General features: G+C 56.1%; 22 protein-coding genes and 1 tRNA gene. 14 read left to right on the top strand and 9 right to left on the bottom strand.

Translation table 11 applies throughout. The features are described from left to right. Positions 1 to 75 precede the first annotated feature (75 nt). Both RYZ27_RS14445 and rpmB read right to left on the bottom strand, forming a co-directional pair. Complete coding sequence (locus tag RYZ27_RS14445; RefSeq protein ID WP_406680230.1) at positions 76 to 1788, bottom strand: amidohydrolase; 1713 nt, start codon at positions 1786 to 1788, stop codon at positions 76 to 78. A gap of 108 nt (positions 1789 to 1896) precedes the next feature. Further along, the gene (gene rpmB / locus RYZ27_RS14440; protein WP_406680229.1) at positions 1897 to 2190 is read right to left on the bottom strand and encodes a 50S ribosomal protein L28; all 294 of its coding nucleotides are present in this window, start codon (positions 2188 to 2190) and stop codon (positions 1897 to 1899) included. 210 nt (positions 2191 to 2400) lie between these two features. On the opposite strand from rpmB, the gene RYZ27_RS14435 reads away from it, so the two are divergent. The 3 genes from RYZ27_RS14435 to RYZ27_RS14425 are packed head-to-tail and all read left to right on the top strand — an operon-like array spanning position 2401 to position 5457. Next, on the top strand, positions 2401 to 3264 hold the full coding sequence (locus RYZ27_RS14435; RefSeq protein WP_406680228.1) for a DUF3108 domain-containing protein: 864 nt from the start codon (positions 2401 to 2403) through the stop codon (positions 3262 to 3264). A gap of 24 nt (positions 3265 to 3288) precedes the next feature. Then, entirely contained in the window at positions 3289 to 4635 is a 1347-nt protein-coding gene (locus RYZ27_RS14430; protein WP_406680227.1) for a tetratricopeptide repeat-containing sulfotransferase family protein, read from the top strand. A 9-nt stretch (positions 4636 to 4644) separates the two neighbouring features. Continuing rightward, the gene (locus RYZ27_RS14425; RefSeq protein ID WP_406680226.1) at positions 4645 to 5457 is read left to right on the top strand and encodes an exodeoxyribonuclease III; all 813 of its coding nucleotides are present in this window, start codon (positions 4645 to 4647) and stop codon (positions 5455 to 5457) included. On the opposite strand, the gene RYZ27_RS14420 is transcribed toward RYZ27_RS14425, so the two are convergent. Then, complete coding sequence (locus tag RYZ27_RS14420; protein ID WP_406680225.1) at positions 5454 to 6452, bottom strand: adenosine kinase; 999 nt, start codon at positions 6450 to 6452, stop codon at positions 5454 to 5456. The two genes, RYZ27_RS14425 and RYZ27_RS14420, sit on opposite strands and share 4 nt — an antisense overlap. Before the next feature lie 84 nt (positions 6453 to 6536). Here RYZ27_RS14420 and RYZ27_RS14415 point away from each other — a divergent pair, with 84 nt between their 5' ends. Further along, positions 6537 to 7415 (top strand): RimK family alpha-L-glutamate ligase, encoded by an 879-nt coding sequence (locus RYZ27_RS14415; protein ID WP_406680224.1) that lies wholly within the window; start codon positions 6537 to 6539, stop codon positions 7413 to 7415. Here the strand turns inward: RYZ27_RS14415 and RYZ27_RS14410 are convergent. Together RYZ27_RS14410 and RYZ27_RS14405 are read right to left on the bottom strand one after the other, a co-directional pair. Further along, complete coding sequence (locus tag RYZ27_RS14410) at positions 7395 to 7838, bottom strand: MmcB family DNA repair protein (RefSeq protein ID WP_406680223.1); 444 nt, start codon at positions 7836 to 7838, stop codon at positions 7395 to 7397. The two genes, RYZ27_RS14415 and RYZ27_RS14410, sit on opposite strands and share 21 nt — an antisense overlap. A 114-nt stretch (positions 7839 to 7952) precedes the next feature. Further along, positions 7953 to 8735 carry a Bax inhibitor-1 family protein gene (locus RYZ27_RS14405; RefSeq protein ID WP_406680222.1) on the bottom strand — a complete coding sequence of 261 codons (783 nt, stop codon included), beginning with the start codon at positions 8733 to 8735 and terminating at the stop codon, positions 7953 to 7955. A 150-nt stretch (positions 8736 to 8885) separates the two neighbouring features. On the opposite strand from RYZ27_RS14405, the gene RYZ27_RS14400 reads away from it, so the two are divergent. From RYZ27_RS14400 to RYZ27_RS14385, 4 genes are all read left to right on the top strand, one after another. Beyond that, entirely contained in the window at positions 8886 to 9932 is a 1047-nt protein-coding gene (locus RYZ27_RS14400; protein WP_406681790.1) for an aldo/keto reductase, read from the top strand. A 105-nt stretch (positions 9933 to 10037) separates the two neighbouring features. Further along, positions 10038 to 10370, top strand: coding sequence for a DUF2853 family protein (locus RYZ27_RS14395; protein WP_406680221.1), 333 nt, complete (start codon positions 10038 to 10040; stop codon positions 10368 to 10370). A gap of 75 nt (positions 10371 to 10445) precedes the next feature. After that, a complete protein-coding gene (thpR, locus tag RYZ27_RS14390; RefSeq protein WP_406680220.1) occupies positions 10446 to 10991 on the top strand; it encodes an RNA 2',3'-cyclic phosphodiesterase in 546 nt (181 codons plus the stop codon). After that, positions 10988 to 11803, top strand: a complete 816-nt coding sequence (locus RYZ27_RS14385; RefSeq protein ID WP_406680219.1) for a helix-turn-helix domain-containing protein — start codon at positions 10988 to 10990, stop codon at positions 11801 to 11803. Before thpR ends, RYZ27_RS14385 begins: the two co-directional genes overlap by 4 nt. Before the next feature lie 29 nt (positions 11804 to 11832). Here RYZ27_RS14385 and RYZ27_RS14380 read toward each other — a convergent pair whose 3' ends face one another. Then, positions 11833 to 12942, bottom strand: coding sequence for a hypothetical protein (locus RYZ27_RS14380; protein ID WP_406680218.1), 1110 nt, complete (start codon positions 12940 to 12942; stop codon positions 11833 to 11835). 276 nt (positions 12943 to 13218) lie between these two features. On the opposite strand from RYZ27_RS14380, the gene RYZ27_RS14375 reads away from it, so the two are divergent. Next, positions 13219 to 13443, top strand: a complete 225-nt coding sequence (locus RYZ27_RS14375) for a hypothetical protein (protein ID WP_406680217.1) — start codon at positions 13219 to 13221, stop codon at positions 13441 to 13443. A 22-nt stretch (positions 13444 to 13465) separates the two neighbouring features. On the opposite strand, the gene cdd is transcribed toward RYZ27_RS14375, so the two are convergent. The 3 genes from cdd to RYZ27_RS14360 form a co-directional block, all read right to left on the bottom strand. Then, complete coding sequence (gene cdd, locus RYZ27_RS14370) at positions 13466 to 13873, bottom strand: cytidine deaminase (RefSeq protein ID WP_406680216.1); 408 nt, start codon at positions 13871 to 13873, stop codon at positions 13466 to 13468. A gap of 104 nt (positions 13874 to 13977) precedes the next feature. Beyond that, positions 13978 to 14053: transfer RNA gene (locus tag RYZ27_RS14365), tRNA-Ala, on the bottom strand. 50 nt (positions 14054 to 14103) lie between these two features. Then, on the bottom strand, positions 14104 to 14610 hold the full coding sequence (locus RYZ27_RS14360) for a TIGR02300 family protein (RefSeq protein WP_406680215.1): 507 nt from the start codon (positions 14608 to 14610) through the stop codon (positions 14104 to 14106). A gap of 106 nt (positions 14611 to 14716) precedes the next feature. Between RYZ27_RS14360 and aroA the strand changes: the two genes are divergently transcribed. From aroA to RYZ27_RS14335, 5 genes are all read left to right on the top strand, one after another. Continuing rightward, entirely contained in the window at positions 14717 to 16036 is a 1320-nt protein-coding gene (aroA, locus tag RYZ27_RS14355) for a 3-phosphoshikimate 1-carboxyvinyltransferase (RefSeq protein ID WP_406680214.1), read from the top strand. Positions 16037 to 16250: 214 nt separating this feature from the next. Further along, entirely contained in the window at positions 16251 to 17090 is an 840-nt protein-coding gene (locus RYZ27_RS14350) for a hypothetical protein (RefSeq protein ID WP_406680213.1), read from the top strand. 405 nt (positions 17091 to 17495) lie between these two features. Beyond that, positions 17496 to 17813 carry a hypothetical protein gene (locus tag RYZ27_RS14345; protein ID WP_406680212.1) on the top strand — a complete coding sequence of 106 codons (318 nt, stop codon included), beginning with the start codon at positions 17496 to 17498 and terminating at the stop codon, positions 17811 to 17813. Between the two features lie 367 nt (positions 17814 to 18180). After that, positions 18181 to 18660 carry a bacterioferritin gene (bfr, locus tag RYZ27_RS14340; RefSeq protein WP_406680211.1) on the top strand — a complete coding sequence of 160 codons (480 nt, stop codon included), beginning with the start codon at positions 18181 to 18183 and terminating at the stop codon, positions 18658 to 18660. Between the two features lie 39 nt (positions 18661 to 18699). After that, positions 18700 to 19356 carry a CDGSH iron-sulfur domain-containing protein gene (locus RYZ27_RS14335; RefSeq protein WP_406680210.1) on the top strand — a complete coding sequence of 219 codons (657 nt, stop codon included), beginning with the start codon at positions 18700 to 18702 and terminating at the stop codon, positions 19354 to 19356. Positions 19357 to 19362 lie beyond the last annotated feature (6 nt).

The following is a 19362-nucleotide window of genomic DNA, read 5'->3' as shown; positions in this document are numbered from 1 at the left end:
GCCTGTAAAATCAAACGTGCAGAGAGTTTAAGCCGTGCGTCTTACCCAAACCTGACCACACTGCAAGCCGGGCGATTACAGAGCTTTGAAAACGACCTCGCCATGCACGACGGTCATCATCACTTCCGCATCGAGAATTTCAGCTTCTGGCACAGTCATCAGGTCACGATCGAACACGGCGAAATCGGCAAGTTTGCCAACCTCAATCGTGCCGAGGTCATCTTCCATGAAGGCGGCGTAGGCAGGGGCTGAGGTGAATAAGGCAAGCGCTTGCTCGCGCGACAGCGCCTCTTCAGGATGCCAACCTTCTGCGCTGAACCCTTCCAGATCCTTGCGCGCAACAGCGGCATAAAACTCAATCTGCGGCGTCCCAACCTCAACCGGAGCATCAGACCCGCCAACGATGATCGCACCTGTCTCCAACAGGCTCTGCCAGGCATAGGCCCCGGCCAGTCGATCAATCCCCAAACGGTCAGGGGCAAACTTAAGATCACCAATCGCATGGCTGGGTTGCATCGAGGCGATCAGGCCGAGCGCACCAACCCGCGCAATATCATCCGGGTGCAGCACCTGTGTATGCTCAATCCGCCAACGATTGTTTGTGTAGTCTCTTTCGCCGCTTTCTGGGATCACTAGTTGGCTGAGCCTTTTCTGGTTGGCAAACTCATCCAAGATGCGCCGATTGGCCAGATCACCAATGGCATGAATGGCGAGTTGAACATCATTATCTTCAGCTTCTGCCATTAAGCTGCCAAGCGCTTCTGGTTCCATAAGCGACAGGCCGCTTGTGCCCGGGCGATCGCTGTAAGGCGAAATCAACAAAGCCCCACGCGAGCCGAGCGCGCCATCCATATAGACCTTCACCGCGCGATTGGTGATGGTCGGGGTTTCATGCGCGCGCCCTGCGGCAATCGCAAAGCCTTCGCGGTCATAGGCATTGTGCAGCCGCAGCGGCATACGATCTTCAAGGTCGAGCCGTTCCAGAAGGGCCGCATGGCCCGGTGCGACGCTCATATTATGCACCCCGCTCCACCCACGGGAGACATATTCGGCAGCCCCGACGACAAACCGTTCGGCAATCTGACCCTCCGTTGGTTCAGACACCAGCGCCAGGACCTGACCCATCGAATTATCAATCAGGATACCCGTCGCTTTTCCATCAGCGTCCCGTTCAATCTTGCCGCCCGACACGTCGGCAGTTTCATCGCTAATTCCGGCAGCCGCCAGAGCCGCACTGTTGGCGACCAGCGCATGGCCATCGGCGCGCACCAGAATGACCGGATTATCCGGGCTGACCGCGTCCAGATCGCTGGCGCTTGGCATACGGCCCTCTGGCCAGCCCGTCTCGATCCAGCCGCGCCCAACCAGAATACGCTCAGCGGGCAGGTCAGAGACTTCCGCTTCAATCCGGGTAACCAGCTCACCAATCGAGGCGGTGCCTGCAAGGTCCAGCGTCAGCTCCCGCTCGCCAATCCCGATCAGGTGCGCATGACCATCAACAAAGCCCGGAAACATCACCGCGCCTTTAAGGTCGATCAGCTCAACCTCACCCTCGTCCCAATCCTGAGAGGCGGGTGGGGACGTCGCGATAATCCGGCCATCCGCGCCAACGGTTACCGCCTCAACCGTTTCCAGACCAACCCCGGTATAGATTGTCCCACCCGTGTAGATCGTCACGCTTGGCGTGGGGCTGATGGCAGGTATTTCTGTTTCATTCTGCGATGAAGGCTCACCCCCACAAGCTGCCAGCAACAAAACGCCAGCCAGTCCACCCAAGATCGATTTCATCTACCACTCCCATGCTATGGCACAGGTTTAACGCAGCCCATGTGATCCGCGCAAACAAAAACGCGCCCCGTGTGGAGCGCGTTTCTAAAATCTTGCTTGCCTTGACGACTATTCGTCAGCGCCAGCCGCTTTCTTAGCGATAGAGCGCTTGATCTTCAGCGCCTTGGTCGAGAGCGTGTCGTCCTTAGCCTTGGCGAGGTACTGATCGAGACCACCGAGCTTATCAACCGTGCGCAGGGTCTTTGCCGCAATCCGCAGCGGGAAACGCTGTCCGAGGGTTTCAGACGCCAGCGTAACCTTTACAAGGTTCGGCATAAAGCGACGCTTGGACTTGATATTCGAGTGGCTGACATGGTGTCCGACCATAGGACCAACGCCAGAGAGTTCACATACGCGGGACATGGGTCGCTCGCCTTTTATCTTTAGAGTAAAACCAAAGCGCGGCTATTACTGTCTGACTGGCAGGGCGTCAACCATGCGAGTGACTCGTTTGCTGAATTACGACGTGAACCCGATTTAATCACGTCAAAAGATAGGCAAAGCTGTTCAGGTTTGCTTTTACAAGACTCTGATAAAGCGGCAGAATAACAAAGCTCTGTCAGGAGATAGAAGATGAAGCACTGGCTCCTCCCCCTCGCAGCGGGCGCGCTGACCCTCGGTGGCCTGTCTGGCCTCTCGGCCGCAGATAATGGCGACACACCGCGCGCTGACTTCATGGCCAGTATCGAGGCAGGCCAGCCGATGCGCATGGAGTATGAGATCAAGGCCAATGCCTGGCTGTTAATCCTGCCAATCACGGGCAAGGCCTGGTTTCAGGTCGACCTGCGTCCGGAAAACTACAAGATCAAGTCGAACGTGAAGACGACGGGCCTTGCCGATATTCTGGTGAATTATGACATGGAACTGGCTGCCTCAGGCTACACAAACCTCAATGGCCTCGACACCTATGCCTATGTGTCTCAGAACAAGGATGGCAAGAAAAACCGCCGGGTCGATGTCAAATATCTCGGCGATGAGTTTTCCATGGTTGCCAACCCGACTTTCGGAAATCTTGGCGAGCCCCCGGCCACAACGGAACAAGTCCTCGACGCCAAAGACCCGCTAACCGCGCTGATCTCCTATGCTCTGGAGCCGCGCGACCTTGAAACTCGCCCGTGTGGTGGCCCGATGAAAATCTTTGACGGCCGCCAGCTCACCCACCTGCACCTTGAGTATAAGGGCATGAAAAACGTTAAATCCGAGGCTTGGCGCGGTGAGGCGTATGAATGCCATATCACAATGGACAAGGTTGCGGGCTATAAGGAAGGTGAAGCCAATAAGGACACACTGACCGGGATATCAGGTCCACTACGCCTCTGGCTCGCCCCGCTTCCAAATGGCGCAACCGTGCCTGTGCGTATCGAAGCCGATACGGATGATATTGGTAAAGTCACCCTGCAAGCCGGAAAACTCTCCTTCACCCCGCTTGAGGAATAGAGCCTGCGCGGCTAAGCCCGCTGGATGAGCGAAACAGCACAAAGTCTTTTACACCGCGCTGCCACATGCTGGTCGCGCGGTGACCTTTATGGGGCTGACGATGCCTTGCAGGCGCTGATTATCACCCTTGGCGGCCCAAACCCGCAGACAGACTTGATGACCCTGCAAGTCGCGCTGGACCTGCTGGAGTTTGATCGCGCTGGAGCCGCTTTAGATCGTTTGCGCCCGGCTGGTGAAAGTGACCCGCGCGTCGCCATTTCTGGTACACGCTTGCTAACCTGGCAGGGTAAACAGGCTGAGGCGCTCACTCTCCTCGACGCAGCACAGAAAGCCGAACCAGGTCATCCTGGCCTTTTGGCTCTGCGCATTACCCATGATCGGGATTTGGGCGACAAGGTAATCGATCACGCAAACGCTTTGGCCAATCGCTTGCCGGATGCCGCACCCGAAAAGACTGGCCTGCTCTTCCCGCTCGCACGCTATTTTGACCGACAGGGCGACTATCAGCGCAGCTGGGCGCTAGCCACTGAGGCCAATACAATAGCTGCGCAGCAAGCACGGCACGCCCTGACCACTGATCAGCTCAAGACCTTGCTCACATCGCGCACAAAAGCCGCCCTGGGCCGAGTCAAATCGCTTCAAGCCGCGCCCGCACATGATCAGTGTCATGTTTATCTTATCGGCGCGCCCCGAACGGGCAGCTCCCTGCTCCAATCTATACTGTCGGCTCACAAAGACGTCGACAGCTCCGCAGAGCGCGGGGCCTTGCTGCCCTACCTACATCAATTGACGGACAATCCAGATCAGGCACCGCCCGCAGACCATCTACAGCGCCTGCAAGCCGCCGATCTCTCTGGTCTTCAGCGCGCCGGGCGCACAGCCCCAACCCTGATCGACAAGACCACTCACAATGCCTTTGTCGCGCCACTGGTCGCCGCTATTCACCCCAATAGCGTCTTCATCAATGTCATCCGTCGACCGCAGGATGTCGCCCTGTCCATGTTCCTGCATGAGTTTCCACCGGCCTTCCCGGAATCCACCTCTCTGGATGGCATCACCACCATGCTGGAAGCTCGCGCCGAGATCATGACCCTCTATGCCGAAGCTGGTTTTGAAGTTGAGACAGTCGATTTTGATGCTTTCTGTGCCGCGCCTGAAGCGGTTGGTAAGACTCTGGCAAACCTCGCCGGGATCGACTTCAACCCGGCCACCCTCTCCCCGGAAAACCGCAACGCCGCTGTCCCCACCTTCAGTGCCGGACAAGTGCGCCAACCGATCCGGCCAACCCCGCCGGAAAAGTGGCAGCGCTTTGCCCCCTTCATGCCCCCTGCCCTGAAACAGCGACTTGAAGCCCTTTCCAGCGCCGTTTAAGCCAAAGCCATGGCTTCTAAATCACCCCTGAAAATCGTCTCATGGAACATCAACTCTGTGCGCCTGCGTGCCCCGAATGTTGAGCGTTTCATGGCTGAGCATAATCCTGATGTGATCTGTCTGCAGGAAATCAAATGCCAGAATGCCGAGTTTCCGGAGAAAGCCTTTAAGCAGATGGGGCTGCCATATCTCGCTGTGAATGGGCAGCGCGGCGGCCATCATGGCGTTGCGATTGCGTCCCGCGAACCGCTTGAAATTCTCGAGGCCCCCGACCTTTGCCGGGAGGAACATGCCCGCGTTCAGGCTGTAAAAGTCGCTGGGGTTGAGGTTCACAATATCTACCTGCCTGCGGGCGGGGATACGCCCGACCCGGACGCAAATGAGAAATTTGCCCACAAACTCGATTTCGTACAGCGGCTCGGCAATGAATATTCCAGCCTGGATGGCACACCCCGCGTTCTGGTCGGCGATCTCAACATCGCGCCTCATCCGAGCGATGTCTGGTCGCACAAACAGCTTCTGAAAATCGTCTCGCACACCCCGGTTGAAACCGAGGGGCTGGAAGGTGCACGAGAGGCGGCAGGATTTACTGACCTTGCCCGGCATATTCATGAAGATGATCAGCGTCTCTATTCCTGGTGGAGCTATCGCGCCCGCGATTGGGCGGCCAGCAATAAAGGGCGCCGCCTTGACCATATCTGGACCAATGATGAAGCCACTGGCCTTACCAATATGGACAGCTATCGCGTACACTTGGCCTATCGGGGCGGCTGGAAGCCCAGCGATCACGCACCGATCAGCATTGAGCTGGCACGCCCTTAAACGCTGATCCCAGCAGCCTCGGCCAGAGTTTTCAACGAGACTTCCGGTCGTGGCCCGTAGTGGGAAATCACCTCTCCGGCTGCGAGATGGCCGAGCTTGGCACACATGGCTAGCGGCAAATCCTTGGCCACACCATACAGGAAGCCAGCGGCATACTGGTCCCCTGCCCCGGTCGTATCGACCACGCGCTCAACCGGCTCAGCTGGCACGACAATCGGCTCACCATCGCCAATCACGACAGAACCCTTTTCCGACCGCGTAACCGCCGCAAGACCAGTGTCAGCACGCAGAAGATCCATCGCGGCATCAAAATCGCGCGTTTCATAAAGACTGAGCAGCTCTTCCTCATTCGCAAACAGGATATCCACTTGCGTACGGATCAATTGGCGGAAGCTCTCACGGTGACGATCAACACAGAACATGTCTGATAGGGTCAGCGCCACTTTCCGTCCGGCCGCGTGGGCAATCTCAGCCGCATGCACAAAGGCCGCCTTCGCAACCGGCTTGTCGAACAGATAGCCTTCCAGGTACAGGATCTGTCCGGCTTTCACGGTCCCCTCGTCCACATCCGAAGGCGCAAACTCAACCGAAGCGCCCAGAAACGTATTCATGCTGCGCGCGCCATCATCCGTCACGAAAATGATTGAGCGCGCCGTTGCAGGGCCATCAACGAGCGGCTCCGTCTCAAAGGGGACGCCGATCTTGCCCATGTCTTCCCGGAACACTTTGCCGAGCCGATCATCGGCCACTTTGCCAATGTAAGCGGCGGTTCCGCCGAGACTTGCGATACCCGCAATCGTGTTCGCGCCGGAACCGCCAGAGGTTTCCAGCGCATTGACAGACGCCTGTGTCAGCATATCCGCGCGATCTTCTTCGATCAGGTTCATCGCATTCTTGTTGATGCCATGCTCGGTCAGAAAGGCATCGCTGGTTTGAGAGATCACATCGACAATCGCGTTGCCAAGGCCAACAACATCATAGCGGGGATTTGTCATAAGCAGGTCCTGCATCAGTTCAGCGCGGTCATTGCCAGACAGGACGGCTGGACGCAACGCCCCAGCGCGGTTACAGCGCAGCCCATGAAAAAGATTGCGTACCTGTCCTCCAAGGTAACCTTGCCCGGTTCACCGATCCGCCGCGATGATGCGTTTGAACATGATCACATGATGGATGCCCTGCGCGGCCCATTCGCCGAGCATGACATAAGCCTGCATGATGTTGATTGGGCAGACACTGCGCAGGATTGGGCGAGCTATGATGCGGTGATGATCGGCACGACATGGGATTATTGGGACCATCAGGCCGAATTCCTCGAAATCCTTGATCAGATTGAGGCTGTGACGCCGCTGTATAACCCAGCCGCACTGGTCAAATGGAACAGCCACAAAGCCTATCTGCGCGATCTTGAGGCCAAAGGCGCACGCCTCATCCCGACGCTGTGGCTCGATCAGGTCGATGAGGCCACAGCAAACGCCGCCTTTAACACCCTTGGCAGCACGGATCTGGTCTTCAAGCGGCAGGTCGGCGCGGGGGCTGCGGGTCAGCACCGCCTCAAGCCGGGAGATGCCATTCCACCCATGCCCTATCCGATGATGGTTCAGCCCTTCCTTTCCAAAATCGTTGAGGAAGGCGAGCTAAGCTTTATTTTCATTGATGGCGAGCTGTCCCACGCCCTGATCAAACGCGCCAAGGCCGGGGATTACCGCATTCAGTCCACCTATGGCGGGGTCGAGGAAGCCATCACGCCATCTTCTGACGACCTCGCGGCTGCCACAGCTGTGCTTCACACACTGGACGAAATGCCCCTTTATGCACGTGTCGATATGCTGCGCGGCGAGGATGGCGGCCTGCTTCTGATGGAGCTGGAGTTGATCGAACCCTATCTCTATCCGATAGAAGGGCCCGAACTTGGGCCACGTATGGCCAAGGCGCTCGCCTCACGCCTGAACGGCGCATAGGCGGGCTGCTGCTAGCCGAGCAAAGCGCAAGGTCATTGCCTTGCGCCGTGCCGCGACCAGTTTCTCCAGCGGGGCCTCACGCAGGATCGCCCCGCCAAACCCATCCGCGATAATCAGGCCAACCTCTTCGGGGATCACGTCCCTTGGAAAATCATGCCCGACGGCGAAGTAAAACCGATCACAGAAGGGCCGATATTCCGGCCATTTCTGATCGGTGCGAAAGTCATTCAGGCTGGACTTGATCTCGACAATGGTGATTTCCCCGCCCGCGCCCACAGCGGCGACATCGGCACGCCGCCCATTGGCCAGCGTCATTTCCGTCACCCCGGCAAAGCCATGATCCCCCATCAGGCGCAGCACCCCGTTGGCAATCTGCGCCGCATCAGGGCTCAGAGGATCTCTCACGTCCAGCATTGTTCGCATCAAGACCTCCCGCATGTTCCGCACATGTTCTTAAAGCGCGCAGACAAGCAGAGGTCAAACAAAAAGCCCCAGACCATCAGGTCCGGGGCTTCCTAATTCATATATTGTCCGTCGCTATTCGCGTGAGGCGAGCAGCATCAGGACAAAGCGGAACATGTTCACGAACATGATGAAGAAGTTCAGCGCGCCCCAATTGGTCATCACGGCCATGCCGCGCTCATTGCCAGCAAACTGGTAATAGCCTTCTTTCAACTCTTGAGTCTGCCACGCCACCAGCACCGCTGAGAGCAGGGCAAAACCGCCAGAAATCATCCACTCCATACCGGAAGACGCCTCAAGAATGTTAAGCGCTGGCAGGATCATGTAGACAATTGAAACGGCAACCAAGGCCCAAAGCGCCATGATCGCAAAGCTGCCAATCGCACTCAGGTCTTTCTTGGTTGTGTACCCCCAGAGCGATAGCGCCGCAAAGGCTGACGCGGTGATGAAGAAGGCCTTGGCGATCGTGCCGTAATTCAACGCCTGCGAAATACCGCCAGCCGTTGTCGTCGTCATACCTGTTTTGGCCATCATAAAGTAGACGCCCATACCAAGGCCGATCAGGCCAACCAGCGCCCAATACAGGATCGCCGATCCTACCGGGCTTGGGTTCTTCATGAAGAACATAGAGCCAAAAATGATCGCGATCGGACCAAAAGCGACAACATAATAAAGCGGTGTGCCAAAGATCAGCGCGGTCAACGGCTCAAATGTCCCGGCCGCAAAGGCCAGAACGCCCGCTATCGCGATGCCGATTGTCAGCTTGGTGTAAACCCCCAGCATAAACGTGCGGAGGCCAGCATCCACGCTGGCATCCATCGTCCTGCCGCGGGCGATAGATGAGTTATAATCGTTCATATCTTCCTCTTTCAAAGGCTGCATGGTCTCATGCAGATTGCGTCTTATATGCGATATAATTTATCGCTTTTCAAGAAAAAGCCGCTGGCCAGACAGGAAGCGGCTTCGTATCGTCTAAGCTGATCAGGACAAGAGGAAACCCCTATGACAATTGAGTATCGCACCCTTGGGCGCACCGACCTGAAGGTCAGTTCCTGCTGCCTTGGCACCATGACCTGGGGCCAACAGAATACGGAGGCCGAAGGCCACGCCCAAATGGATTATGCGCTCGAACGCGGGGTGAACTTCTGGGATACCGCCGAGATGTATTCCATTCCGCCACAAGCGGAAACGCAAGGTTCAACCGAGCGGATTATCGGCACCTGGTTTGCCAAGACGGGGCGTCGACAGGACGTTATCCTCGCCACAAAGATTGCCGGGCTCTCCAAAATGCTCTGGACCCGTGATGCTGAGGTAGAGTGGACCCGCCACACCAAGGCGCAGATTGATGAAGCCGTCGAAAAGAGCCTGAAACGCCTGCAAACCGATTATGTCGATCTTTATCAGTTGCATTGGCCTGATCGCCCGGTCGCGCTGTTTGGCGACAAGATGGATCCGAAATCCTATGGCTACCCCTATGAGAAGTTTGAGGACATCCTCGCCCACCTCGATAGCCATGTAAAAGCCGGACGCATCCGCCATATCGGCGTTTCGAATGAAACCCCATATGGGGTGATGCGTTTCCTCGCCGAAAGCGAAGCGCGTGACCTGCCGCGTATGGCCTCGATCCAGAATGCCTATAATCTCGTCAATCGCGGTTTTGAAGAAGGCCTTGAAGAGGTTTGCGTGCGCGAAGATGTCGGCCTGCTCGCCTATTCACCCCTCGGCCAGGGTTATCTGACGGGCAAGTATCGCAATGGCGCCCTGCCTGAAGGCTCTCGAAAACAGTTGTTTGACCGCCTGCAGCGCTATGAAAGCCCGCAAGGCCTGCGCGCGATTGAAAGCTATCTGGAACTGGCAGACCAGCACGGGCTCGACCCGGCACAGCTAGCAATCAAATTCTGCGACACGCGTCATTTCATGGCTTCAACCATTATTGGCGCGACCAGTATGGACCAGTTGAAGACTTGTATTGATGCCTTTGACCTGACCTGGACCGAGGAGTTGGAAGAGGCGGTGAATGCCCGTCACGCCGACCAGCCAAGCCCCTGCCCGTAACGCCTTTAAGGGCGCAAGATTTGACTTCTCAAGAGGAACGCGGCAATTTCACGCAGACTGCATGATTCTTTACACAAGGCAGTTTTAAACAAAGGGGAAATTCAAATGGCTGACGCCTCAAAATACGAAGACAACATCAAGAAATACGCCAAGGGCTATAATCAGGCCGCTGCAGAAAAAATCGTGGGCCATCTCGGCATCGCGCTACGCAACCGCGATAGCTCACTGGTCTCTTGCTCTGACGAGACTGAACTCCAGCGCGTGCGGGAGAAATGGTGCCGCGGCAAGCTGGGCCTGGCCCAGTCAAATGACGATCTGGATGCCGCGATTGGAAAAATCTGCGAAGTCCTGAAACCCGAAGGTGGCAATAAAGGCCGCGTGACCTTCTACTACCTGCTGGCTGAGCATTTCGGCAAGCTGGACGACCTGGCAGGTTAAACGGCCCAATTTACGGTTTTCAAAGGCCCGGAGCGAAAGCCACCGGGCCTTTTTTAGTTCTAGGGGAAGATCTCAATGCACCGCCTGTTTGCTGCTCTGCCTGTGCCGGACCTGATCGCTGAACGCGTGTTGGGGCTCAGCGAGGACTTGCCCGGCGCGCGCTGGCGTCAGCGCGATCACCTGCACATAACGCTGCATTTCTATGGCGAAGTGCACCACGACACAGCCGAAGAAATCGCCAACCGCCTTGAAGCAATCAGGTGTGAACCGCTGGAACTGGAACTCAGCGGGGTCGGCTGGTTCGGGCGCAAAGCCCCGCACAATCTGCACGCGCTGATCGCAGAAAATCCGGCCCTGACCGCCCTTGCCAAGGATTGCCGAAAGATAGCCCGCACGCTCGGCCTGAAACTAGAGGACCGCCCGTTCAAACCGCACATTACGCTCGCCTATTGCAAGGATACCCCGCTCGATATGGTCCGCCACTGGAGTGAAACCTTTCAAACCCTGCGCTCTAATCCCTTTCTGGCCGACACGTTCCACCTCTATGAGAGCTTCACAAGCAAACACCGCCAAAGCCAGTATGTGCCACAGGCTGATTATGCGTTAGAAGGGGGCTCATGACCCTTCAGGCCCGCAACACATCCTTTAAAACCGATCCGCTTGAGGAATATAAGTGGACTGGCGTGAACGGGTTTTTGTCTGAATTTGTCGACGAAATCTGGATCTATGGCGGTCCTGATATGACGCTGACATCGCAAATCCTGATCCCGCAATGGAAAGCCTGTCTTGCCATTGTGCGTAAGTGGAACCCGTCTGACCAGACGCTTAAAGATGTCCAGCTTATGGTTTTCGGCCCGATCACAAAGGCGCGCCCGCATACCCCAGAGCCTGGCACGGAGATCATCGCCGCCCGCCTGTGGCCCGAAACCGTTGCGAACCTTCTGGACCTACCCCTGTCTGATATCTCTGATCAGGACATTGATGGGCAACACCTGCCGGGCTTTGACGCCGTAATAAGAGCGGCAGAGATGGGTAAATCGCAGGACTGCGTGGCCAGGGCCCTGCTTGAAGGCATTGCCCTGAACGCTTCGACCTGTCGGAGCGTTTCAGACACAACCCATGCTGCGGCAAGCTTCATTCGCGCCTCGCATGGCATGATGGATATAGGCAGGATTGCCGACAAGCTCGACATTTCCGATCGCGCCTTGCGCCGAAACTTTAAATCGGAACTGACCCTCTCACCCAAGAAATATGCCCGCCTGATCCGCCTGAAATCTGTCCTGTTCTGCGCCGACGAAATGCAACATCCAGACTGGAGCGGCCTTGCTCATGAGTTTGGTTACTTCGATCAATCGCACCTGACCGAAGATGTTCGGAAACTCACGGGCCAGCGCTTCTCATCCTTACATCAGATGCGAAGGGCCAGCCCGTGAGCCGTCTTCTCACACTGCTGCGAGCCTGATTACCGGAATTCCAGGCCGGTCATATCGGTGATTTCTGCGGCAAGGCCCCAACCATTCGCGCGCTCTGCCACCGCAAACACCAACTCGTTCATGCCCGGCTGAAGCGCCAACATCACGGTTTGAGTCGAAACATTAAAGTCTCCCCGGAACAAAGCATTACCCTTGGCCCGGAAGGAATTGTTCAGCTCAACCAGTGGCTTCCCGTTCAGGTAGAGCCGCCCCATGTCCGAAACATCAAAATTCATCGCCACAGTGCGCGCACGGTCAGAATGAATGCGCGCGCCCGCATAAACGAGATCAAGCGCATTGGCCTCAAAGTTCCCACCACCAAGCTTGGTACGATACCTTGAGATCAGAAGCGTCCCATTCGCTTCGCTTTGAACCGTTTCCCACTCTGCATCGACACGAGCCGTCTCTGCAAAGCCTTCGAACCCCGCGACTGGCGACAATTGCCAATCCATGATCGTCCCGGCACTGATCTCATATACACTTGTCGGCACATCGCTCAGGTCAGGTGTATCCGAACTGATCCGAAAATTGGAAAAACAGGCCGGGAAAAGTGCCCTTAAACCAAACCCTGTACCCGTCTCGTCAAGGGTCAGGTCCCCGACAGGTAACACGTATGACCCGGCTGAACTTTCCGCTGCAAACCGCGCCTTATCACCGGCAAAGGCAACCTCCAGACTGACCCAGTCACCGTCTCCAAAATCGGCTGGTCTCTGATGATCACCAAAAAGCTGCCAGTTCGATTCCGTATTCAAATGCACATTATACTGCATGGCATCAAGCTGACGGCTTTTATGCATCCGCAGATAGGCCGCCTCATGCGTTTTTGCATCCTCAGCCCTGAAAATCACATTCGCGAAGTAGCGCTTTGAAGTGTTCTCAGCGTCCACCATAATCGTGCCATTGGGCAGGTCGCGGCCTTTTACCAGAGCAACACCACCCTCGAAGCATAAAGCCTCACGCCCGCGAACCGTCTTAAACTCTGCACCTTTTGCTTGAGACAGGTCGAAGTGCTCTGCCTGCATCGGAATCTCTTCCTGCGCCGTCGCACACCCCGCAATCGCACAGCTATACGCCAAACCAATCAGGACTCTCTTCATCATGTCTGCTTTCACCTTTGTTGAAGTCTGAAAGCATCTAACGGAGGGCGACTGGGTTCGTATTGGAAAAAACGGACTCAATAAGAAAAGACCGGCAGACAGACATCATCAGCCAAGCCTGAGCCTAAGGATACCGCGCCGGAGCACCGCTAGAGCATTATGGCTTCCAGTAATGACCATGCGCGCTCCAGCTCATCGCAGGGCCTCAAAACCGCCGCTTTTGAGTGGTTAACTGTATTCGGCTGGGGCCACACTCAATTGAACAGGGAGACGAAGCGCATGCGCGGAAGAACGTTCTATAATATTGGAAGAATGGCTGCCGGGAATGAACCGGACAATTCTGAAAACTGGGGCAGTGAGGGCAACAGCAAGGCCGTGAAGGTGACCGGGGAAACGGCTGTCAATGCCGCATGGAGCGCGGTTGGTGGCACGCTCGGCGGACCCGTTGGCGCAATCGCCGGGGGCCTGATCGCCAATACCATTATCGGCGCCGCAAAAGACTAGAGGCCAGCGATAGCCACTCTCATCATTCAAATGAAAAGCTATGCGGCAGCAGCTCAGATATTGTCTGGGCAACCATTGTTCCAGAGGCATCAACAAAACGGATCAGCGTATCTTTGTCACTGAATTGTGCGATACGCTGCCGACAGGCGCCGCATGGCGAACAGGGCACCTCTTTTCCGTCCTTGCTGGCGACAATAACAATCTCTTTGATCTTGTGCTCACCAGCTGAAATCATTGCAGCAATTGCCGCCTCCTCCGCACATGTCCCAACCGGGAAAGCCAGATTCTCAACATTGCAGCCATTGAAGATGCGATCTGAGTCAGAGCATAAAGACGCCCCAACCTGGAAGTTTGAATACGGAGAGAATGACTTTTCCGTCATTTTCAACGCGTTATCTTTTAGAGTCTTGGTCAGTGCTTTGTGACTCATCAAACAGGCCCCATGATCGGTTTCCCCTTTAGAGGTATTCTCAAACCGCGGGTCAGCAATGCCTGCCAGTATTTCATGAGCATTGAGGGCAACTGATTGAAGTTTGGTGGAGCCAGGCGGAATCGAACCGCCGACCTCTTGCATGCCATGCAAGCGCTCTCCCAACTGAGCTATGGCCCCATTATTCTGGGAAAGGGCGGGATAGAATTTCCCGCCCGATCAATCAAGCCCTATTTCTCATCTTCATCAAGATCATCGGCATCAGGCTCACCGAGTTCGTTATCATCGTCATCAATGTCGATATCATCGTCGAGGTCGAACTCGTCATCGATATTGATGTCATCCTCGTCATCATCATCGTCATCGACGCCGTCTTCGTTGAAACCCGCCGGGACCTTGCCAGGGGCATCATCATCGTCATCAGAGTCAGACAGTTCGAGCGCAACCTCATCTTCGTCGCCGCCAAGCTCCCTGGCAGTCTCTTCGCCATCATCCTCTTCGTCATCAACGACTGCGGCTTTGGCGTCTTCCTCGTCTTCGTCCTCTTCCTCATCGGTTGGGACGGCCTTCTCAGCAGCTTGAGCGCGAACCTTGGTTTTGGTTGCCACGACAGTTTCGTCTGCCGGGTCAAATGAGTGCGCGCACTTCGGACAAACGGCCGGGCGCTTATTCAGATCATAGAATTTTGCTTCACAATTCGGGCAAACCTGTTTGGCGCCAAGTTCCGGATCAGCCATGCTTTGAGCTTCCCTATCTGTATCTTTGATTGTTCGCGCGCTTGCCAGAAACGTCACGCCCTGTCAAAGCGCTTTTCCATGATTTAGTGCAGTCAGGAGCCACATCTTGGTTTGGACCTCCCACCCCGTTTCCTCAATCACTGGCACTTTACGCGCGCCGGCCGACAAATCCTGCTCGCATCGCGCGCTGATCCTTGGCGGCCTGGCAGAGGGTGTGACAGAGATTTCCGGCCTGCTGGAGGGCGAGGACGTCCTGAATACAGGGAAAGTGATGGCCGCCCTTGGCGCACAGGTAGAGCGCCTGGGCGAAGGCCATTGGCAAGTCCGCGGCGTTGGCGCTTCCGGTTTGCGGTCCCCATCCCAGGATCTCGATTTCGGCAATTCCGGTACAGGCTCACGTCTGATGATGGGCGTTGTTGCCGGGTATCCGATCCAGGCGCGGTTTATTGGCGATGAAAGCCTGTCGGGTCGCCCGATGGGCCGGGTGCTTGATCCATTGGCGCAAATGGGCGCGACCTATGAAGCAAGCGAAGGCAAGACCCTGCCGCTGACCCTGCAGGGCCGCGATGACCTCTCTGCCATAACTTACACCCCTCCCCATGCTTCGGCGCAGGTCAAATCCTGCCTACTACTGGCGGGCCTGAACGCGCAGGGTGAAACAGTTATCGAGGAAAGCCGGATCACCCGCGACCATAGCGAGCGGATGCTGCGCGGCTTTGGCGCTGAGGTTGGTGTTGAGAAGAAGGGGGCTGGTGCCCGCGTTTCCATTCAAGGCGGCCAGCACCTCCACGCGATTGATACGCGCGTGCCGGGCGACCCTTCATCAGTTGCCTTCCTTGCTGCTGCGGCCATGCTCTCACCCCGTGGCGGTGTTCTGATCGAAGGGGTCATGTCAAACGAGACAAGAGACGGCTTCTTCCGCGCCGCTGCCCTCATGGGCGCTCCAGTTGGAGCAGAAGAGCAAGGCGATGCCGCTGGTGAGCGCCTGATTGATATGAGCTTTGAAAGTGCCGCCCTGAAAGGCATAAACGTGCCGACAGAACTCGTCCCCAGCATGATTGACGAGTTTCCCATCCTCGCCGTGCTCGCTGCCCATGCGAGCGGCGAAACACTGGTCAGCGGCGCAGAAGAACTGCGTGTTAAAGAAAGCGACCGGATCAGCGCCGTCGTCAACATGCTGCGCGTCAACGGCGTTGAGATCGAGGAACGCCCTGATGGTTTTCTGGTTCAGGGGTGTAATGGCGCGATCCCTGGTGGCGGCCTGGTTGAAACCCACCATGATCACCGCATCGCCATGAGCGCCCTGATCATGGGCACCGCTGCGCAGCAGCCTGTTCGCATCGATGATGCTGCGATGATCGCCACCAGCTATCCTGACTTCAAGGCGCATATGGCGGCCCTAGGCGCAGACATTCGCGGCGACTAATCAAAAAAAACCTGTAATCCGCACAAATTATTCAAGATTATCTTAGGATTTTAGTTACGCACATTGCGCAAGGATTAATCATAAAATAAAAATTTAATATATTTCGGATTAATACTTACAAATAATCACAAAAACTTGCACGCGCTCCTGTTTTGTTTATGTGGCATTCAGCTTCAATCCACATAATCATGAGAGATAAACAGGGGCACTTTCCATGAGTTCGCATAACACGCTTCTAGGCAACGGTTTTGTTCCAAATCTTGTCAGACTGGCTTTTCTGATCGTTGTTCTCGGTTTCTTTTTTGGCCCGATGCGCGGCCTGTTTGGAACAGACTATCAATGGCTTTCTTATCTGATTGGTGGCCTGCTAATCAGCTCAATTATCTCCATGATCTTCCTGCACTGGAAGATCACGACATCCCTGTTCCTGGGCTTCCTCGCAGCCAACCTGGCTGGCTTCTACATCATGAGCACGATTGCGAGCACAACCAGTGCCCGTGAAGCCTATGTTGGCGTTGCAGGACGCGATGCAGCCTATAACACCTTGTTCCCTGAAGCGCTTCAGACCTGGCTGGCGGAGTTTCAGGCCGGGTCGGCCAATGCCAATAGCACGCTGAATGATGCTGCCTTTAATGGTCAGAAAAGACTGCTCTCCAAACCAAGCCAAAAAACATCCGGGACAGATTCTTCTCGTGTGTTTTATTTGCAGACAAGCGACTTGACCATGACGGATGAGACTTTCCTGGAAGAGTATCGCGCAATCGCCCGCGAGCATGGCGACTGGCTGGGCTATATGGCGCGTTGTGTTCATTCCGGTGGCAAACGGGTCCCACTCTTTATGCCTGAAGCCCGTGAAGCCATTGAACTGGCCGAGCAGACAGGACGCTCCGTTTGTGGATCAGGGTATGCCGACGAAGCCTTCGGGATCAATATTGTCGCGACACGCGAAGCCTATCTCTCAGAACTGGGGGTTTCCCGGTGCGCAGACAGCCGCATATGCCTGAATGTCAAACGAGACCTTCGAGCGTTTGGGGACTTGTTCTTCCCCGAATAGGTCAGGCCACAGTGGAGAAGGTGGCTCTGCGATAAACCGCAACCACACTCTCGCTCTCCACGGCACGCTAAGCGTGACCGTGGGGGGGGTATTGAGAGGGCGGCCTCTCCTTTGCTCTTTAATCCCTCCCTCCCAGCTGAGCTTGCTCAGACCGTAACGCCCATTCTTTCCGCTTCCCATGGCGTGCGCAGCGCGACCGTGGGAGCCATCTCCTGCTGCCTCTTTAAAGGTAAGGGGCCATTGCCACGCCTTATCCCGGTCGAACCCAGAGGAGATGGATTGCACGGTCAAGCCGTGCAAAGCGTGTTGAGGGCTGTGCTCAGCAATCTATCCCACCCCTTATCCCTGCGCGTATAATCCTTGCCATCTCCCCTCTGTGACAGGGCCTTTCTAGAGCGGCTGGGAATGAGTGGCGAGAGCGGTGGTCTGTGTCTGCTGGCTTCGGGTCCGTACCCGGTCTTGCGGAACAGTCGGGTGGTTATGGCGCGCGGGGGTGAGCGATCTCAGCCCCACAAAGCGCTAAAGCCCGGACCTGTGGCGGCGAAAGCCGCATGGGAAACAACCGAAAACGCACCTCTGCGGGCGCGCTCAGGCTGGGCGCTATCGCTTGTCGTGAGGCAAGCCGTCAATCGCGTTCACCCTGAGCGCGCCTCGGTCCTGTATATCGCCAAGGGGAAGCCCTGTGGCGGGATTGCGTGTGTCTTGAGTTTTGTGCTGCCCTGAGGCCCTGCGGGCCAGCAGCACGAAGCAGGTTCCGCGCCTGCGGCGCATGAACCAAGCTGAGGGCTCTCACTCTCTCCATAGAAACTGGAGGTGCCGAATACAAAACAGCCTTGAGCTTGGTCTATGTGAGGCGCAAAGCGCCGATACGAGACCTGCTTGCCCTGCTGCAGCGCAGGGCCAAACAAAAAAACCCGCTAATGCGGTTCGGCTGCAGGGGTTTGTGCGAGGCAAGGCAAAGCAAATGCCTCTCAATAGCGCTGCAAATGCTTCGCACTATCATAGTCAATTGTTTTTATTGTATTTTTTCTTGATTTTACGCGCTAGCGCCCTATTTAGGTGAGGTAAGTAATTATACGGAGACAGGGCCATGAAAGGCGATCCAAAAACAATTGAATTTCTCAACCTCGCGCTGAAGAATGAACTGACCGCGATCAATCAATACTTTCTGCATTCGCGGATGCTGAAGGATTGGGGGATCAGCATTCTGGCTGAGTATGAGTACAAGGAATCCATCGAAGAAATGAATCATGCCGATTGGCTGATTGAGCGCATTCTCTTCCTTGGCGGCCTGCCAAACCTGCAGGATCTTGGAAAACTGCGAATTGGTGAGAGTGTCGAAGAAATCCTGAAATGCGATCTGGCGCTGGAAAATGATGCCATCCCGCTACTGCGCGATGCCATGGCGCATTGTGAGAGCATTCGCGACTATGTCAGCCGCGACCTGTTCGGCAAAATCCTCGAGAATGAGGAAGAGCATCTCGATTATATCGAGACCCAGTTCGACCTGATCGAGCGCACGGGCATTCAGAATTATATCCAGCTGCAGTCGGCACCGAACGCCCACTAACCCTTTCAGGAGCGCCCACTTTCAACAAGGAGCATTGCGATGCCCAAGACTACAATCTTTGAGTACACAGGTGACACACAGACTGTAACTTGGGATCGTCGGTTATGCATCCATGCTGGGGAATGTGGGCGCGCCAAGGGGGAATTATTTATGGGTGGCCGTGATCCGTGGTGCACACCAGATATCGCCAGTCAGGCAGACGCTGCAGAAGTCATCGGGCGATGCCCAACCGGCGCCTTATCTCTGAAGGCGGCCGATGGCGCGCTACTCACCGAAGATGCCCCCTCCGAAAACGAAGTTTTGGTCGCCAATGATGGCCCGCTCTACATTTCGGGTGACCTGAGCCTGGATGGGGCTGCCCCGGACATGCACAGTGTTTCGCGCCGCGCCGCCCTGTGCCGATGCGGAGCGTCCAAGAATAAGCCTTTCTGTGACAACTCACATCAGGATGCAGGTTTCAGGGACGCTGGCGCGATTGGCGAAACAGGTTTGGACAGTATCGAGGCCGGTGGTCCATTGACGATCAAACGGATTCCGGATGGGCCTCTGGAAGTGTCCGGCAATTTCACTTTGCGCGCGGGTTCTGGCCGGAAGGCATGGACGGGACGCAAGGCCTATCTCTGCCGATGTGGGCAGTCTGCGAACAAGCCGTTTTGTGATGGGGCGCACAAGGATGCTGGATTTAAAGCGGAATAGTTAGAG

It is taken from the genome of Hyphomonas sp. FCG-A18 (genome assembly GCF_045287255.1).
GTDB lineage: Bacteria > Pseudomonadota > Alphaproteobacteria > Caulobacterales > Hyphomonadaceae > Henriciella.
The sequence above is the reverse complement of the archived record's forward strand: the minus strand, read 5'-3'. Positions and strand labels throughout refer to the sequence as shown.

Bases quoted from the DNA above. Each gene is read 5' to 3' on its own strand.
- RYZ27_RS14445 (WP_406680230.1), bottom strand. From the start codon at position 1,788: ATGAAATCGATCTTGGGTGGACTGGCTGGCGTTTTGTTGCTGGCAGCT.
- rpmB (WP_406680229.1), bottom strand. From the start codon at position 2,190: ATGTCCCGCGTATGTGAACTCTCTGGCGTTGGTCCTATGGTCGGACAC.
- RYZ27_RS14435 (WP_406680228.1), top strand. From the start codon at position 2,401: ATGAAGCACTGGCTCCTCCCCCTCGCAGCGGGCGCGCTGACCCTCGGT.
- RYZ27_RS14430 (WP_406680227.1), top strand. From the start codon at position 3,289: ATGAGCGAAACAGCACAAAGTCTTTTACACCGCGCTGCCACATGCTGG.
- RYZ27_RS14425 (WP_406680226.1), top strand. From the start codon at position 4,645: ATGGCTTCTAAATCACCCCTGAAAATCGTCTCATGGAACATCAACTCT.
- RYZ27_RS14420 (WP_406680225.1), bottom strand. From the start codon at position 6,452: ATGACAAATCCCCGCTATGATGTTGTTGGCCTTGGCAACGCGATTGTC.
- RYZ27_RS14415 (WP_406680224.1), top strand. From the start codon at position 6,537: ATGAAAAAGATTGCGTACCTGTCCTCCAAGGTAACCTTGCCCGGTTCA.
- RYZ27_RS14410 (WP_406680223.1), bottom strand. From the start codon at position 7,838: ATGCGAACAATGCTGGACGTGAGAGATCCTCTGAGCCCTGATGCGGCG.
- RYZ27_RS14405 (WP_406680222.1), bottom strand. From the start codon at position 8,735: ATGAACGATTATAACTCATCTATCGCCCGCGGCAGGACGATGGATGCC.
- RYZ27_RS14395 (WP_406680221.1), top strand. From the start codon at position 10,038: ATGGCTGACGCCTCAAAATACGAAGACAACATCAAGAAATACGCCAAG.
- thpR (WP_406680220.1), top strand. From the start codon at position 10,446: ATGCACCGCCTGTTTGCTGCTCTGCCTGTGCCGGACCTGATCGCTGAA.
- RYZ27_RS14385 (WP_406680219.1), top strand. From the start codon at position 10,988: ATGACCCTTCAGGCCCGCAACACATCCTTTAAAACCGATCCGCTTGAG.
- RYZ27_RS14380 (WP_406680218.1), bottom strand. From the start codon at position 12,942: ATGATGAAGAGAGTCCTGATTGGTTTGGCGTATAGCTGTGCGATTGCG.
- RYZ27_RS14375 (WP_406680217.1), top strand. From the start codon at position 13,219: ATGCGCGGAAGAACGTTCTATAATATTGGAAGAATGGCTGCCGGGAAT.
- cdd (WP_406680216.1), bottom strand. From the start codon at position 13,873: ATGAGTCACAAAGCACTGACCAAGACTCTAAAAGATAACGCGTTGAAA.
- RYZ27_RS14360 (WP_406680215.1), bottom strand. From the start codon at position 14,610: ATGGCTGATCCGGAACTTGGCGCCAAACAGGTTTGCCCGAATTGTGAA.
- RYZ27_RS14350 (WP_406680213.1), top strand. From the start codon at position 16,251: ATGAGTTCGCATAACACGCTTCTAGGCAACGGTTTTGTTCCAAATCTT.
- RYZ27_RS14345 (WP_406680212.1), top strand. From the start codon at position 17,496: ATGAGTGGCGAGAGCGGTGGTCTGTGTCTGCTGGCTTCGGGTCCGTAC.
- bfr (WP_406680211.1), top strand. From the start codon at position 18,181: ATGAAAGGCGATCCAAAAACAATTGAATTTCTCAACCTCGCGCTGAAG.
- RYZ27_RS14335 (WP_406680210.1), top strand. From the start codon at position 18,700: ATGCCCAAGACTACAATCTTTGAGTACACAGGTGACACACAGACTGTA.